Below are 14363 nucleotides of genomic sequence, written 5' to 3'. Positions count from 1 at the left end.
CATGCCGGGGCTGCCGCGACCAGGTTCCAGCGCACCGGCACGGACCGCGTCCGGCGCCCTGCTGTTGACCGGCCACGGCGCCTCGCGCGGCAATGCCCTCGGCCGCGCCCGGTTGCGCCTGCCGCACGCCCTGGAAGTGGCCGAGCAGCGCATTGCGCCGGCCAAGGTGGAGGCCGAACTGGAGCGCCTGCACCAGGCCGTGGACGCGGCGCGTGCGGAAATGCACGACCTGCGCCAGCGCCTGCAGGGCGCCTTGAACAAGGAGGCCGGTGAATTCCTCGACCTGCATGCGCTGCTGCTGGACGACCCCGAGCTGCTGTTCGGGCTGGACCAGCTGATCCGCAGCGGCCCCTATACCGCCGGCTATGCACTTCGCGTCCAGCGCGACCGCCTGGCCAAGGTCTTCGACGGCATGGACGATGCCTACCTGAAGAGCCGCATGGACGACCTGGACCATGTGATCGGACGCATCCACGCCTTCCTGCAGAAGCGCCCGCCCGACGTCAAGGGCATGGCCGGGGAGATCCTGGTCTGCGACACCATCGCCCCCTCCGAGCTGGCCCAGCTGCAGGCCCATGGCGTGGTCGGCATCGTCACCGCCGGCGGCAGCGCGCTGTCGCACAGCGCAATCCTGGCGCGCAGCCTGCACCTGCCGTTGATCGTCAACGTCCCCAATGTTCTGCAGAGGATCGCCGATGGCGACGTGCTGATCATGGACGGCAACGACGGCACGGTGACGATCAATCCGCAGGCGCCGGACCTGCGCGACTACCGCGTGCGCCTGCGCGAGCATGCGCGCGAGCAGCGCGAGCTGGGCCGGCTGCGGACCAAGCCCACCCGCACCCGCGACAACGTCGATATCGCCCTGCTGGCCAATGCCGAATCCAGCGAAGACGTCACCCAGGCCCATGCACTGGGCGCGCACGGGCTGGGCCTGTACCGCACCGAATTCCTGTTCCTGCAGCGCAACGAGCTGCCCGACGAGCAGGAACAGTTCGAGACCTACCGCGACGCCGCCCTTGGCATGAGTGGGCGGCCGGTCACCATCCGTACCCTGGACCTGGGCGCGGACAAGGCCGACCGCACCGGGCTGACCTTGAGCAACGAGGAGAACCCGGCGCTGGGCCTGCGCGGCGTACGCCTGTCGCTGGCCCGGCCGAAGGTGGCCGACACCCAGCTGCGCGCGATCCTGCGCGCCTCGGCCTACGGCAAGCTGCGCATCCTGGTACCGATGGTCAGCACGCGCGAAGAACTACTGGCGGTGCGCCGGCGCCTGGCCAGGCAGGCCGCGCTGCTGCGCGCCGAGGGCCACGAGGTGGCCGAGCACATCCCGTTCGGCGCGATGATCGAAGTGCCGGCCGCCGCGATCGCGCTGGAGAGCTTCATCGACCTGGTCGACTTCCTCTCCATCGGCACCAACGATCTGGTCCAGTACCTGCTCGCCGCCGACCGCAACAACGAAGCGGTCGGCGAGCTGTACTCACCGCTGCACCCGGCGGTGATGCGGCTGTTGGCGCATATCCTGCGCACCGGCCAGGCCTACGACATCCCGGTGGCCATCTGCGGCGAAATCGCCGGCGACCCACGCATGACCCCGCTGCTGCTGGCGCTGGGCCTCACCGAGTTCAGCCTGCACCCGGGCACGCTGCTGGAAGTACGCCGGGCGATCCGCGACAGCGATCTGGCCGCCCTGCAGGCGATGGCACCGAAGCTGCTGGCCGCGCGCGACCGGCGCGGGATCGAGCGCTGGATCGAGAAGGCCGGTCTGTCAGACTGAAATCAGCACCGGGCCGCGCATCCGACATCTTGGCAGCGGTATGATCCAGCTGCGGACCCAAGGGCCTGCTCTCCGGCACGCGTCATGATGTTCTACGTTGCATCGAGGATCGGCCATGCAACTCAGTTTGCGCTTGGTAATGCTGCTGTTGGCGTCAGTTCCAGCAGGCATTGCTGTGGCTCAGAGCGTGGAGTACATCCACACCGACGCCTTGGGGTCCATCGTGGCTGTCACCGATGAGAGCGGACTGGTGGTCAAGCGAAGCAGCTACGAGCCCTATGGCGGAAACATCTCGTCACAGCGGGCAGATGGCCCTGGCTATACCGGACACGTAGAGGATGCGGCTACAAGTCTTACCTACATGCAACAGCGCTACTACGACCCCGACATCGGGAGGTTTCTATCTTCCGATCCAGTCAGGGTGAGCTCGCGTGACGGCAACTTCAATCGTTATGCATATGTCGCCAATAATCCCTACTCAGCCATCGATCCTGATGGCCGGTACCTATGCAAGGGAAGTGCCGAGCTCTGCGGGGGGATGAAGAAGGCACTGAACAGCATTCGCTCCTCTGCCAAAGCGCAGACCGGCACCCGCATTACCAACTCCAGATCTGCCCAAGTTTCCCGGTTCTACGGGAAAGAAGGGGTGGACAATGGCGTCGAAATCAATGAGACGTCCATCAATGCCTATGGGAAGGCTGAGACATCGGGCAACACAACTACCATCTCGTTCAACCCTTCTGCCATGCAGAAGATGAGCAGCCCTGACACCACGGCGCAAAGCATCTTCAATGCAACGGCACTTCACGAAGGCTCGCATGGCGTTGACCAACGTGACCGGCTGGGCAGAGGCCTTGCTCCGATGACCAGCAGCCGCGCATCGCTCCATCAAGGGGAGCTTCGCGCGTATCGAGCGGAGGCCGCCTATCACGAATCGCTTGGGGTCCGCTCACCATGGGGACTTTGGGAAGTCAAAACCGGTCGCGATGAAGGCTTGATCCGTGAGGAAGCACAGAATAGTGTGAACACTGCATGCGGACTTGGAAGGTGTACGCCATGAGACCTTCAGTTCTTGCTGCCCTCATGATGTTTGCTGCTGGTACAGCGCTTGGGAAAGACTGTGCAACCGACAGTACGGATGTTTCGGTTATGCAGCTCAGTTCGGAGCTCCGTTTAGGGCAGCAGGTGATCGTTGCTGGCTGTTTTCGAGGTGCCCGCCACGGAATATCGCTGCATGACTGCAGCTCCGGGTATGGCTCCGGCCTGTGGATGGAACTCGCCGAAGGGTTGGACAAAGACCCGAACGTCGATTCGTTCGTCACATCCACGTTCCAGATGCAGGCCTACAGAGATCTGCCCCCCCTTCACATCCGGGTAAGCGGTCACCTCACGCGGAGTGACGCCCATGTGCCGGGCGGAGTGGTGTTTCTCGCCACCGCATTGCATTGTTTCGAGCCAATTCCTCCGAGGTCATCGGATCCAGGCCTGAAACTGCCGCATTCGAGCTGATAATCCAGAGTGTGGCTGCCGTGGTCGTACGCCAGGGTAGGTTTCACCAGGTCCAGCGCAAAGTGGAGCCGCACGAAAGAGGCATTCTGGAAGGTTGCGACAGCGTCGCAGGGTGTTCAGTGAAACATCCGCGCGCGATAATGACGCGGTGACCACCCCTCATGCCGCATCCTCTACGGGATAGCGGCCTTTTCTTTTCCCGCCGGAGCTGCCCATGGCCGAAGCCGTACGCCACGACAAGACGGCACGCCAGCTGCGGCTGTTGTCCGATGCATTGGACAGTGGGCGACTGGGTCCGGTGCGCCGGCTGGTCAATACGCTGGCGCCGGCCGAGATCGGCAACCTGCTCGAATCGCTGCCGCCGGGCAAGCGCGAGATCGTCTGGGGCCTGGTCGATCCGGAAGACGACGGCGAGGTATTGGTCCACGTCGGCGACGAAGTCCGTGAAAGCCTGCTGGCGGACATGGACCCGGATGAAATCATCGCCGCGGTCGAAGACCTGGACATCGATGACCTGGCCGACCTGGTCGAAGACCTGCCGGACACGGTCATCGACGAAGTGCTCAAGTCGATGGACCGCGAGAACCGCGAGCGGCTTGAGCAGGTGCTGTCCTATCCCGAGGACAGCGCCGGCCGCCTGATGAACCCGGACGTGGTGACCGTGCGCGCCGACGTCAACGTCGACGTGGTGCTGCGCTACCTGCGCCTGCGCGGCGAGCTGCCCGACCACACCGATCACCTGTTCGTGGTCAGCCGCCGCCACCAGTACCTGGGCCGGTTGTCGCTGGCCGCGCTGGTCACCCATGAAGACAACACCCCGATCAACCGGCTGATCGACGACGAGCAGCCGGCCATCGACGTTGGCGAGAGCGCCGAGGAAGTGGCCCGGCAGTTCTCCGATCATGACTGGGTGTCCGCGCCGGTCGTGGACGACAACAACATCCTGCTCGGCCGCATCACCATCGATGACGTGGTCGACATCATCCGTTCGCAGGCCGAGCACCAGGCACTGGGCGCGGCCGGTCTGGACGAGGAAGAAGATCTGTTCTCGCCGATCAAGCGCGCCGTGCGCGGCCGCGTGGTCTGGCTGGGCATCAACCTGTGCACCGCGTTCCTGGCGGCCAGTGTGATCGGCCAGTTCGAGCTGACCCTGCAGAAGGTGGTGGCGCTGGCGGTGCTGATGCCGATCGTGGCCGGCGTCGGCGGCAACGCGGCGGTGCAGGTGCTGACCTTGATGGTGCGCGGCATCGCGCTGGGCCAGGTGGGCCCGAGCAACGCGCGCATCCTGCTGTGGAAAGAATCACGGGTGGCGTTGATCAACGGCACGTTGATCGGCCTGCTGGTGGGCATCATCGCCTTCGTCTGGTTCCACAGCGTGCTGCTGTCGCTGGTGATCACGCTGGCCTTGATGATCAACTTCCTCGCCGCGGCATTGGCCGGCGTGCTGCTGCCGCTGCTGCTCAAGCGCATGAACGTGGACCCGGCCGTGGCCGGCACCGTGGTGGTCACTGCCGTCACCGACGTGATGGGCTTCTTCAGCTTCCTCGGCCTGGCCACGCTGATCCTGTTGCACTGATTTCTGGAATCCCCATGGCACTGACGCTGGACAACTACTTCATTCCCGGCTGGCGCGATGTCGCCCACACCTGCGCCGCCTGCGAATGGCAGGGCAGCGCGCGCCAGATGGTGATGGAACTGCACGAGGACGAAGCGCAGTTCGACTGCCCGCAGTGCGAAAACCCGATCCTGCTGGTGGTGCACCCGAGCCTGGCGCAGGTGCAGGCCGCTGCCGCCGAGGGCCATCCCGAGGCTATCGAGCAGCTGGAGATACTGGCCGCGGCGCCGCGCCCGCACTGACGCACTGCAAGATGCCCCATCGGTGCAGGACGCTTAGACTGAAAACGTTTCCAGTCGAGGACGGGCAATGGCACGACGCATCGGTGGGGTGTTGTGGGCGATGGCGATGGTAGCGCTGGCCGGGTGCACGCCGACCCGCGAGGACGCCGGCCATTTCCAGGCGCGCGCGGTAAAGCTGGACGGGCACACGGCGTACTACCAGGTGTTCGTGCCACGCGGCGCACGTGCGCAGGCCGGTGCGCTGCCGGTGGTGCTGTTCCTGCATGGTTCCGGCGAGCGCGGCGGCGACAACCAGGCGCAGACCCGGGCCGGCCTGGGGCCGTACCTACGCGCGCACGCCGACACCTTCCCCGCCCTGGTCGTGCTGCCGCAGGTGCCGGGCGACGAGGAATGGTCGGGCGACAACAACCGCATCGCGCTGGCCGCGCTGGATGCCACCCTGGCCGAGTTCGGCGGCGATCCGGAGCGCCAGTACCTGACCGGCATGTCGATGGGTGGCTATGGCAGCTGGAACATCGCGCTGGACACCCCGCACCGCTTCGCCGCGATCGTGCCGGTCTGCGGCGCGGTCCTGGCGCCGCGCGCGGTGCGCCCGACCCTGTTCGTCGAAGACGTCGCCCATGAAGCCGATCCCTACGCGAGCATCGCCCAGCGCCTGAAGCACACCCCGATCTGGATGTTCCATGGCGCCCTGGATGACGTGGTGCCGCCGGAAGACGACCGCAAACTGGCAGCGGCATTCAAGCAGGCCGGAGCAACGGACGTGCGCTACACCGAGTACCCGGACGGCAACCACAATGCGTGGGATGCGACGTATGGGGATGCGGCGATGTGGACCTGGTTGTTCGCGCAGAAGCGTTGATCCGGCCACCAACGGTAGGTATCCACCGTTGATGGGTACGATCCGCGCGCCGCCCGCGCGGTCAGCCCAGCAACGTTTCCAGCACCGCCATGCGCACGGCCACGCCGTTGGCGACCTGGCGCAACACCCACGACTGCGGGCCGTCGGCGACTTCATCGGTGACTTCCACGCCGCGGTTGATCGGGCCCGGGTGCAGCACGGCCGCATCGGTGCCGGCGCGCTTCAGGCGCGTGGCGTTGAGGCCGTACTGGGTGTGGTACTGCTCGATCGAGGGCACCAGGCCTTCTTCCATGCGTTCGCGCTGCAAACGCAGCATCATCAGCGCGTCGGCACCTTCCAGCAGGGCGTCGAAATCCTGGCCGACGATGCAGCCTTCCAGGGTGTCGTCGTCAGGCAGCAGCGACTGCGGGCCACACACGCGGATCTCGCCAACGCCCAGCGTGCGCAGCGCATGCAGGTCGGTGCGCGCCACGCGCGAGTGCTTCACATCGCCAACGATGATCACCTTCATCTTTGAAAAATCGCTGCCCTTGGCCTGGCGCAGGGTGAGCATGTCCAGCAGGCCCTGGGTCGGGTGCGAGCTGCGGCCGTCGCCAGCGTTGACCAGCGCAGTGCCCTCGCCGGCCGCCGCCGCCAGCGCGGCCACCGCGCCGTCATCGGGATGGCGCACCACGAAGCCGCGCACGCCCATTGCTTCAAGATTCTTCAGCGTATCGCAGGCGGTCTCGCCCTTGCGGGTGGAGGAGGTGGACGCATCGAAGTTGAGCACGTCCGCGCCCAGCCGCTGCGCGGCCAGCTGGAACGAGCTGCGGGTGCGGGTGGACGGTTCGAAGAACAGCGTGCACACCGCCGTCCCCCCCAGTACGTGGCGCTTGTTGCCGACCCGGCCGACCGCCGCGTCGCGGATCTGCCCGGCGCGGTCGAGCAGCTGCAGCAGCGTCGCGCGGGGCATGCCTTCGAGAGTCAACAGGTGGCGCAGGCGTCCATCGGAATCGAGTTGCGAAGCGGTCATGGGCAGGGTCTGGGAGTCAGGTAACAGGGGTGGCGTCGTCCGGGCAGGACAACCAGCGTTCGATGATCACCGCCGCGGCCACCGCATCCAGGGTGGCGGCATCACGGCGGCGCTTGCGGCCCTCGGCACGCTCGACCGCGAACCGGCGCGCGGCTTCAACCGAGCTGGAGCGCTCGTCGACCAGCACCACCGGCAGCTTGAAGCGCTCCCGCAGCTGGCGGGCAAAGCCCTGCGCGCGCTTGCGGTTGGGCTGGTCCTGGCCATCCAGGGTCAGCGGGTCGCCAACCACCAGGCCATCGGGCCGCCATTCCTTGATCAGGCGTTCCACCGCCGCCCAGTCAGGGCCATTGCCGTGCACGTCAACCACCGCGATCGCGCGCGCATGGGTGCCGAACGAACTGCCGATGGCCACGCCGATGCGTCGCGAGCCGACATCAAACCCCAGCACGGTGCCGTCGCGGCGTATGCCACCGGGCGTGGCGACCGATGGCGGTGGCGTGGCCGGCTCAGACATGGCCGCTGTAATCGGTAAGCCGGAACAGGTCCACCCCGATCCGCGACGCCGCGCCTTGCCAGCGCTGCTCGAACGGCGTGCTGAACAGCAGCTCGACATCGGCCGGCACGGTCAACCAGCTGTTCTCGGACAATTCGCTTTCCAGCTGGCCTTCGCTCCAGCCGGCACAGCCCAGCGTGACCAGGGCATTGCTCGGGCCTTCGCCCCGGGCCATCGCTTCAAGGATGTCGCGTGAGGTGGTCAGGTACACGCCCTGGCCGACGGCCAGGCTGGACTCCCAGCGGCGGGCATCGTCATGGAGGACGAAGCCGCGCTCGGGATGCACCGGGCCACCGTTGAGCACTACCTGCCCACGCAGGCCGGTGTCGTCAGTGGCGATCTCCATCTGCGCCAGCACTTCGCCCAGGGTGTACTCGGAGGGCTGGTTGACCAGTACGCCCATCGCACCGTTGTCGTCGTGCTGGCAGATCAGCGCCACGCTGCGCGCGAACGTCGGATCGGTCAGCGACGGCAGCGCGACCAGAAAGTGGTGGGCAAGGGAAGTGGACAGCTCGGACATGGCCCTATTCTACCCGCTGGCTCCGGGGCACGGGCGTGAGCGCTCAGCTAGGATGCAGGTCTTCAAGCAAGGATCCCTCTGCATGACCGAGCGCCCCCCACTGCCCCTGCCCACGCGCAGCGCGATCGTGTTGATTGCCCTGTTGCAGGGACTGGCGCTGTATGTCGCCACCCAGGCAAACGACACATGGCCATGGGGCACCACGACCGGTCAGATCTGCTGGAACGCGGTGGTGCTGCTGGTCCCCAGCGCGATCGTACTGACCCTTACCGAGCTGGGCGATCGCCGGCTGTGGCTGCACGCCGGCATCGCCACGCTGGGGGTGCTGGCCCTTGCCGGGTGGATCGGCTGGAACCTGGAGGGCGCCCCCGGGCTTGCCGAAGGGCCGATGGTGACGCCGTTTGCGCTGGGCATGAGCGCCGGCTTTTTCGTGCTGTTGCCGTGGTGGCAGTTCCGGCTGGAGCATGGGCACTGGCGGGCCAGTTATGCGGCGCTGTTCGAGCACGCGTGGCAGAACGCGCTGACGCTGGCGCTGGCCGTCGCCTTCACCGCACTGACCTGGCTGTTGTTGTGGCTGTGGGCGCGGTTGTTCCTGTTGCTTGAGATCGACGTGTTCCGCAGGGTGTTCGCTGAGAATGCCTTCATTGCGCTGGCAACCGGTGCCCTGCTCGGCTTCGGCGTCCTGGTCGGCCGCACCCAGCAGCGCGCGGTGCAGGTCACCCGCCAGGTGCTGTTTGCGATCTGCAAGGGCCTGTTGCCCCTGCTCGCCTTCATTGCGGTGCTGTTCGTCTGCAGCCTGCCCTTCACCGGGCTGGAGCCGTTGTGGAAGACCCGTTCGGCGGCCACCCTGCTGCTGGCCATCGTGGTGCTGCTGGTGGTGTTCACCAACGCGGTGTACCAGCAGGACAGCGATATCCCGGCGTACCCGCGGTGGCTGCGACGACTGGTCGAGGCCAGCCTGTTGAGCCTGCCGGTGTATGCGGGCCTGGCGCTGTACGCGCTGGGCCTGCGCATCGCCCAGTACGGCTGGTCCCCGGCGCGCGTCTGGGTGGTGTTGATGGCGTTGCTGGCCGCCAGCTATGCGCTGGGGTATGCCTGGGCGGTACTGCGCCCACGCCGTCGCTGGCTGCAGGGGATCGAGCCGGCCAACCGCTGGCTGTGCTGGGGCGTGGTGGCGGTGGTGGTGCTGGCCAACTCACCCCTGCTCGATCCGGTGCGCATCAGCGTCCACAGCCAAGTGGCGCGGCTGCACGCCAGCGCCCCACAGATCGACCCCGACGCTGCACGCGTACTGCGTTTCGAGCTGGGCCGGCGTGGCTACCAGGCCCTGCAGGCGCTGCGTACCGAGCCGCGCTTCAATGCCGATCCGGTGGCGCTGGCGGTCATCGACGGTGCGCTGGCGCGCCAGTCGCGCTGGGGCGATGACCGTGACGCGGCCACGGCCGCTGCCGTGCAGGTGCGTACCGTGGCGGCACTGCAGCAGCAACTGCTGCTGGCCGCGCATAGCCCCGCGCCCGATCAGGGCTGGTGGCAGGCGGTCCTTGCGGGCGAGGTGCCCAGCGCCGACTGCCTCGGTCGCGGCCATCCGTGCGTGGCACTGCGGCGCGATTTAGACGGCGATGGGCGCGACGAGATGCTGCTCTGCGATCTTGTCGAGACCCTCGGCATCACGTGCCAGATGCACGTGCTGGAACAGCAGCAGTGGCGCGACGGGGGCAGCATCGCGTTCTGGCCCGACGATAGCCGCAACCGCGCCAGCATCCAGGCCGCCCTGCGCCAGGGCAAACTTGAGATCGAGCGCCCGCGCTGGCCGCGGCTGTCGCTGGATGGCGAGCGCGGCCGCGATATCGATCCACCGTCCAATCCCACCGGGGAATCCCCATGAGCGGTTACTGCCTCATCGCGCCCGGCCATCCGGTGCACGGCCACTACCACGACCACGAATACGGCTTCCCGCAGCGCGACGAGCGCGAGCTGTTCGAGCGCCTGCTGCTGGAGATCAACCAGGCCGGGTTGAGCTGGGAAACGATCCTGAAGAAGCGCGAAGGCTTCCGCGCCGCCTACGACGGCTTCGACGTGGACACCGTCGCCGCCTACGGCGAGCGCGACATCGAACGCCTGCTCGGGGACGCCAGGATCATCCGCAACCGGCTCAAGGTGCACGCGGCGGTCCACAACGCCCAGGTGATCCAGCAGCTGCGGGCCGGCCATGGCAGCTTCGCGGCGTGGCTGGATGCACACCACCCGCAGGACAAGGCGGCGTGGGTGAAGCTGTTCAAGAAGACGTTCCGCTTCACCGGCGGCGAAATCACCGGGGAATTCCTGATGAGCCTGGGCTACCTGCCGGGCGCGCACGGCCCGGAGTGCCCGGTGTTCGCGCGTCTGCAGAAAATGCGCGCCGATCCGTGATCGGCACCGGCCCGGTAGGCCACGACCGTTGGTCGTGGCAGGACCGTCAAACCCCCATGTAACGGCCGGGGCGATGGTTGAACATCAGCACCAGGCTGAGCACCACCGCACCGATGGCCGAGTACATCACCTTGTCCGGGGTGAGCACGAAGAACGCCACGCACATCAGCAGCGTGTCGAAGGACATCTGTACCTTGCCGGCGCTCCAGCCCCGGGTACGCTGCAGGTACACCGCCAGGATGCCGATGCCGCCCAGGCTGGCGCGGTGGCGGATGAAGAACAGGATGCCCAACCCGGCCAAGGCGCCGCCGACCAGGGCCGAGTACAGCGGCGCGATATGGGCAACATCGGCCCAGCGCGGCAGCAGGTCGGTCAACACGCCACAAGCGGTGACCGCCGCGAAGGTCTTCAGGGTGAATTCCCAACCCATGCGCCGCACCGCGACCCAGTAGAACGGCAGATTGACCAGCACGAACACCAGGCCGAAATTCCAGCCGAACGCGTAATGGGCCAGGAAGGCCATACCAGCCATGCCGCCAATCATCAGCCCGCCCTTGGCGAAAATCGCCAGGCCCAGCGACGCCACCAGCGTGGCCAGCACCATGCCCTGCACATCCTCGGCGACCGAGTGGCGCAAGACCTGTTCATCGGCGGCGGTGCCGGCGATGTCCGGCGGCGGGGTCAGTGGGCCGGCAGTGACCAGGTGGCCGTCGGCGTCGTCGCACGGCGCGGGGCCATGGGAATCAAGGGACATGGGGGTGGGGGCTGAACGTGGGGAGCGGTATTAGACACGATCAGCGTGACAGTTGCAGGGGAACCTGATTCAGCTGCCCGCCGGCCTTCAGGTGGTGGGCCACCAGGGCATTGGCGTGGCCATGGCCGAGCCCGTGTTCGGTCTTCAGGAACGCCACCAGCGCCAGGTGCCTGAGCCCGCCCTGGGCCACCAGCAGCGCCAGCCAGTGGCCCACCGGCTGGCCGTAGGTCTTTTCGATGGACGGGAAGTAGCTCGCCGGACCCTTGGCCCTGGGGGTATCGCTCATGTCCTTCGCCTCGCTGGAGAATCCACGACCGCGCCGGAGTGGCCGGTCCTGTTGATACGACGAACGGCCAGGCACGGAATCGACACCGGCCTTTCATGCCCGCTGAACACCCTGCTGCCGCAGCATGTCCAGGCATCGATCCCAGCGTGCCCCTCCCCTTCCCCCACAGGAGCCATTGCCATGCCTTTCGTCACCACGGCCGACAACACGCAGATTTTCTACAAGGACTGGGGCACCGGCCAGCCCATCGTGTTCCACCACGGCTGGCCGCTCAGTGCCGACGACTGGGACAACCAGCTGCAGTTCTTCCTGCTGCAGGGCTATCGGGTGATCGCCCATGACCGGCGTGGCCACGGCCGCTCCTCGCAGACCCGCAGCGGGCATGACATGGATACCTACGTGGCCGATGTCAACGCCCTGGTCGAGCACCTGGACCTGCGCGATGCGGTGCACGTCGGCCACTCCACCGGGGGTGGCGAAGTTGCCCACTACGTGGCCCAGGCCACGCCCGGGCGGGTGGCCAAGGCGGTGCTGGTGGGCGCGGTGCCGCCGATCATGCTCAAGAGCGAGCACAACCCCGGCGGCACGCCGATGGCGGTGTTCGATGGCTTCCGCACGCAGCTGGCGGCCGGCCGCGCCGGGTTCTACCGCGAGGTGCCGATTCCGTTCTACGGTTTCAACCGCGACGGCAGCCCGCCGCAGCAGGGCGTGGTCGACAACTGGTGGCGGCAGGGCATGATGGGCGCGATCAACGCGCACTACGACTGCATCAAGGCGTTCTCGGAAACCGACTTCACCCAGGACCTGAAGAACATCGACGTGCCGGTGCTGGTGCTGCATGGCGACGACGACCAGATCGTGCCGATCGCCGATTCGGCCGAGCTGTCGATCAAGCTGCTCAAGCACGGCACGCTGAAGGTCTACAAAGGCTATCCGCATGGCATGTGCACCACCCATGCCGAGGTGATCAACGCCGACCTGCTGGCGTTCATCCGCGGCTGAGCGACGTGCCGGCCAACGGTCGGCAGCTGCCACGAAGCCGGTCGCGTGTCAGCGCGTGACCAGCTTCTGCCGCTCGGCGTTGTAGCGCTCGCCCACGATGGTGATGCTGTCCAGCGCATCGCCTATCCGCTGCAGATCATCGGCATCGAGCTGCAGCGACACCGCGCCCAGGTTTTCCTGCAGGCGATGCAGCTTGGTAGTGCCGGGAATCGGCACGATCCACGGCTTGCGCGACAACAGCCACGCCAGCGCGACCTGCGCCGGGGTGGCGCCCTTGACCGCGGCAATGGCGCCGATGCGGTCCACCAGGACCTGGTTGGCCTGGCGCGCCTGCGCAGCAAAACGCGGTGCGGAACTGCGGAAATCATCGGCGGCGAACTGCGTCTCGGCGGTGATGGCGCCCGTCAGGAAGCCCCTGCCCAGCGGACTGAACGGCACAAAGCCGATCCCCAGTTCTTCCAACACCGGCAATACGCTCTGCTCCGGCTCGCGCCACCACAACGAGTACTCGCTCTGCAGTGCCGCCACCGGCTGCACGGCATGCGCGCGGCGCACGGTGTCCGCGCCCGCTTCGGACAGGCCGAAGTGCTTGACCTTGCCTTCGGCAATCAGGTCCTTGACGGTCCCGGCAACGTCTTCGATGGGCACGTTGGGGTCGACGCGATGCTGGTAGAACAGGTCGATGCGGTCGGTCTTCAAGCGCAACAGGCTGGCCTCGGCCACCGCGCGGATGTGCTCGGGGCGGCTGTCCAGCCCGGCATCGGCGCGGCCATCCTTGAAGCCGAACTTGGTGGCGATCACCACCTGGTCCCGGTGCGGCGCCAGCGCCTGGCCCAGCAGTTCCTCGTTGCGGAACGGACCGTAGACTTCGGCGGTATCGAAGAAGGTAACGCCCTGCTCCACGGCAGCGTGCAGCAGTGCGGTGGCCGCGCGCGTGTCGGGCGCCGGGCCGTAAGCGAAGCTCAGGCCCATGCACCCCAGGCCAAGTGCGGAAACCCGCAGGCCGCTGTTACCCAACGTTCGTGTCTGCATGATCGTGCTCCTTCCGGCATCGCCGGTGGTCGAGGAAACGGCACCGGGCAACCGCCCGGTGCGACCGGACCACGATACGGCCGCACGGCGCCTTGATTGCACCGGGGCAATCGCTGTTGGTAATGAAATTTACTCATCAATACCCAGGGCACCGCACGATCAGGCCAGCGCTACGTCTCAGTTGCGCTCGACCGGCAACGATACGCCGTACAACGCGATCAGCAGGAAGATCCCACCCAGGATCACCAGCAGGATGTGCCACACCCCGAAGCGGTCCATGCGCTGCATGTCCACGCGTTCGTCGTGGTGGTAGCGGCGCAGCAGGCTGTTGACCGGCAGCAGCGGCAGGAAGCTGAACAGCGATACCAGCGCCAGGCCACCGGGCAGGCGTCCGCCCAGGTTGATCAGGAAGAACGCCACCCCCAGCAGGCCCGGTGCGAATGCCAGCTGGCGACGACGGTTGCTGGCCACATCGCGCAGGTCGCTGAAGCACAGATAGGCCCACAGCGGGGCGAACAACGCCCGCGCCCACGGCCATTGGGTACCGCCGGTCTCGCGCTTGATCGCCTGCCAGTTGCGCCAGAACCAGTACAGCGGATACAGCCCCAGCGTCACCAGCGACAGCGTGACCAGCTTCAACGTGGGCGGTGAGTAGTACTGGGCGGCGTCGGTTGGGTTGGGCGCGGCCCGGACAACGGGCGGCAAACTCGGCGCGGCCACGTGTGCCGTCGCCGGCGCACGGTAAGGATCGTCCACTTCCATATGCGGATCACCTGCAATGCAATTGCCG

At 66.8% G+C, this 14363-nt stretch carries 16 protein-coding genes; 9 read left to right on the top strand and 7 right to left on the bottom strand.

The window, feature by feature from the left end; genetic code table 11:
• Position 1 precedes the first annotated feature (1 nt).
• The 6 genes from ptsP (at position 2) to AC3IR9_RS04870 (ending at position 6005) form a co-directional block, all read left to right on the top strand.
• A complete protein-coding gene (gene ptsP / locus AC3IR9_RS04895) occupies positions 2-1777 on the top strand; it encodes a phosphoenolpyruvate--protein phosphotransferase (protein WP_489294400.1) in 1776 nt (591 codons plus the stop codon).
• A gap of 115 nt (positions 1778-1892) precedes the next feature.
• Positions 1893-2837, top strand: a complete 945-nt coding sequence (locus AC3IR9_RS04890; RefSeq protein WP_489294399.1) for an RHS repeat-associated core domain-containing protein — start codon at positions 1893-1895, stop codon at positions 2835-2837.
• The gene (locus AC3IR9_RS04885) at positions 2834-3286 is read left to right on the top strand and encodes a hypothetical protein (protein ID WP_489294398.1); all 453 of its coding nucleotides are present in this window, start codon (positions 2834-2836) and stop codon (positions 3284-3286) included. The genes AC3IR9_RS04890 and AC3IR9_RS04885 overlap by 4 nt, the downstream gene beginning before the upstream one ends.
• 214 nt (positions 3287-3500) lie before the next feature.
• The gene (gene mgtE, locus AC3IR9_RS04880) at positions 3501-4862 is read left to right on the top strand and encodes a magnesium transporter (RefSeq protein WP_489294396.1); all 1362 of its coding nucleotides are present in this window, start codon (positions 3501-3503) and stop codon (positions 4860-4862) included.
• A gap of 14 nt (positions 4863-4876) precedes the next feature.
• Complete coding sequence (locus tag AC3IR9_RS04875) at positions 4877-5143, top strand: hypothetical protein (RefSeq protein WP_489294395.1); 267 nt, start codon at positions 4877-4879, stop codon at positions 5141-5143.
• A gap of 100 nt (positions 5144-5243) precedes the next feature.
• The gene (locus tag AC3IR9_RS04870; RefSeq protein ID WP_489295711.1) at positions 5244-6005 is read left to right on the top strand and encodes a carboxylesterase family protein; all 762 of its coding nucleotides are present in this window, start codon (positions 5244-5246) and stop codon (positions 6003-6005) included.
• A 61-nt stretch (positions 6006-6066) separates the two neighbouring features.
• Here the strand turns inward: AC3IR9_RS04870 and AC3IR9_RS04865 are convergent, their stop codons facing one another.
• The 3 genes from AC3IR9_RS04865 to AC3IR9_RS04855 are packed head-to-tail and all read right to left on the bottom strand — an operon-like array spanning position 6067 to position 8090.
• Positions 6067-7017, bottom strand: coding sequence for an aspartate carbamoyltransferase catalytic subunit (locus AC3IR9_RS04865; protein ID WP_489294394.1), 951 nt, complete (start codon positions 7015-7017; stop codon positions 6067-6069).
• A 16-nt stretch (positions 7018-7033) separates the two neighbouring features.
• The gene (ruvX, locus tag AC3IR9_RS04860) at positions 7034-7531 is read right to left on the bottom strand and encodes a Holliday junction resolvase RuvX (RefSeq protein WP_489294392.1); all 498 of its coding nucleotides are present in this window, start codon (positions 7529-7531) and stop codon (positions 7034-7036) included.
• Positions 7524-8090 (bottom strand): YqgE/AlgH family protein, encoded by a 567-nt coding sequence (locus AC3IR9_RS04855; RefSeq protein ID WP_489294391.1) that lies wholly within the window; start codon positions 8088-8090, stop codon positions 7524-7526. Before AC3IR9_RS04855 ends, ruvX begins: the two co-directional genes overlap by 8 nt.
• An 82-nt stretch (positions 8091-8172) precedes the next feature.
• Between AC3IR9_RS04855 and AC3IR9_RS04850 the strand changes: the two genes are divergently transcribed.
• Positions 8173-9975, top strand: a complete 1803-nt coding sequence (locus AC3IR9_RS04850) for a DUF4153 domain-containing protein (RefSeq protein WP_489294390.1) — start codon at positions 8173-8175, stop codon at positions 9973-9975.
• Complete coding sequence (locus AC3IR9_RS04845; protein WP_489294388.1) at positions 9972-10499, top strand: DNA-3-methyladenine glycosylase I; 528 nt, start codon at positions 9972-9974, stop codon at positions 10497-10499. The genes AC3IR9_RS04850 and AC3IR9_RS04845 overlap by 4 nt, the downstream gene beginning before the upstream one ends.
• Positions 10500-10545: 46 nt before the next feature.
• Here the strand turns inward: AC3IR9_RS04845 and AC3IR9_RS04840 are convergent, their stop codons facing one another.
• Both AC3IR9_RS04840 and AC3IR9_RS04835 read right to left on the bottom strand, forming a co-directional pair.
• On the bottom strand, positions 10546-11253 hold the full coding sequence (locus AC3IR9_RS04840; protein WP_489294387.1) for a YitT family protein: 708 nt from the start codon (positions 11251-11253) through the stop codon (positions 10546-10548).
• Between the two features lie 40 nt (positions 11254-11293).
• A complete protein-coding gene (locus tag AC3IR9_RS04835; RefSeq protein ID WP_489294386.1) occupies positions 11294-11539 on the bottom strand; it encodes a DUF4287 domain-containing protein in 246 nt (81 codons plus the stop codon).
• A 180-nt stretch (positions 11540-11719) separates the two neighbouring features.
• Here AC3IR9_RS04835 and AC3IR9_RS04830 point away from each other — a divergent pair, with 180 nt between their 5' ends.
• Positions 11720-12541 carry an alpha/beta fold hydrolase gene (locus AC3IR9_RS04830; RefSeq protein ID WP_489294384.1) on the top strand — a complete coding sequence of 274 codons (822 nt, stop codon included), beginning with the start codon at positions 11720-11722 and terminating at the stop codon, positions 12539-12541.
• A gap of 48 nt (positions 12542-12589) precedes the next feature.
• Here the strand turns inward: AC3IR9_RS04830 and AC3IR9_RS04825 are convergent, their stop codons facing one another.
• Together AC3IR9_RS04825 and AC3IR9_RS04820 are read right to left on the bottom strand one after the other, a co-directional pair.
• Positions 12590-13573, bottom strand: a complete 984-nt coding sequence (locus AC3IR9_RS04825) for an aldo/keto reductase (RefSeq protein WP_489294382.1) — start codon at positions 13571-13573, stop codon at positions 12590-12592.
• Positions 13574-13750: 177 nt separating this feature from the next.
• Positions 13751-14329 carry a hypothetical protein gene (locus AC3IR9_RS04820; protein ID WP_489294380.1) on the bottom strand — a complete coding sequence of 193 codons (579 nt, stop codon included), beginning with the start codon at positions 14327-14329 and terminating at the stop codon, positions 13751-13753.
• Positions 14330-14363 lie beyond the last annotated feature (34 nt).

The organism is Stenotrophomonas sp. GL_101, assembly GCF_057835675.1.
This window is presented reverse-complemented; position numbering and strand designations above follow the sequence as displayed.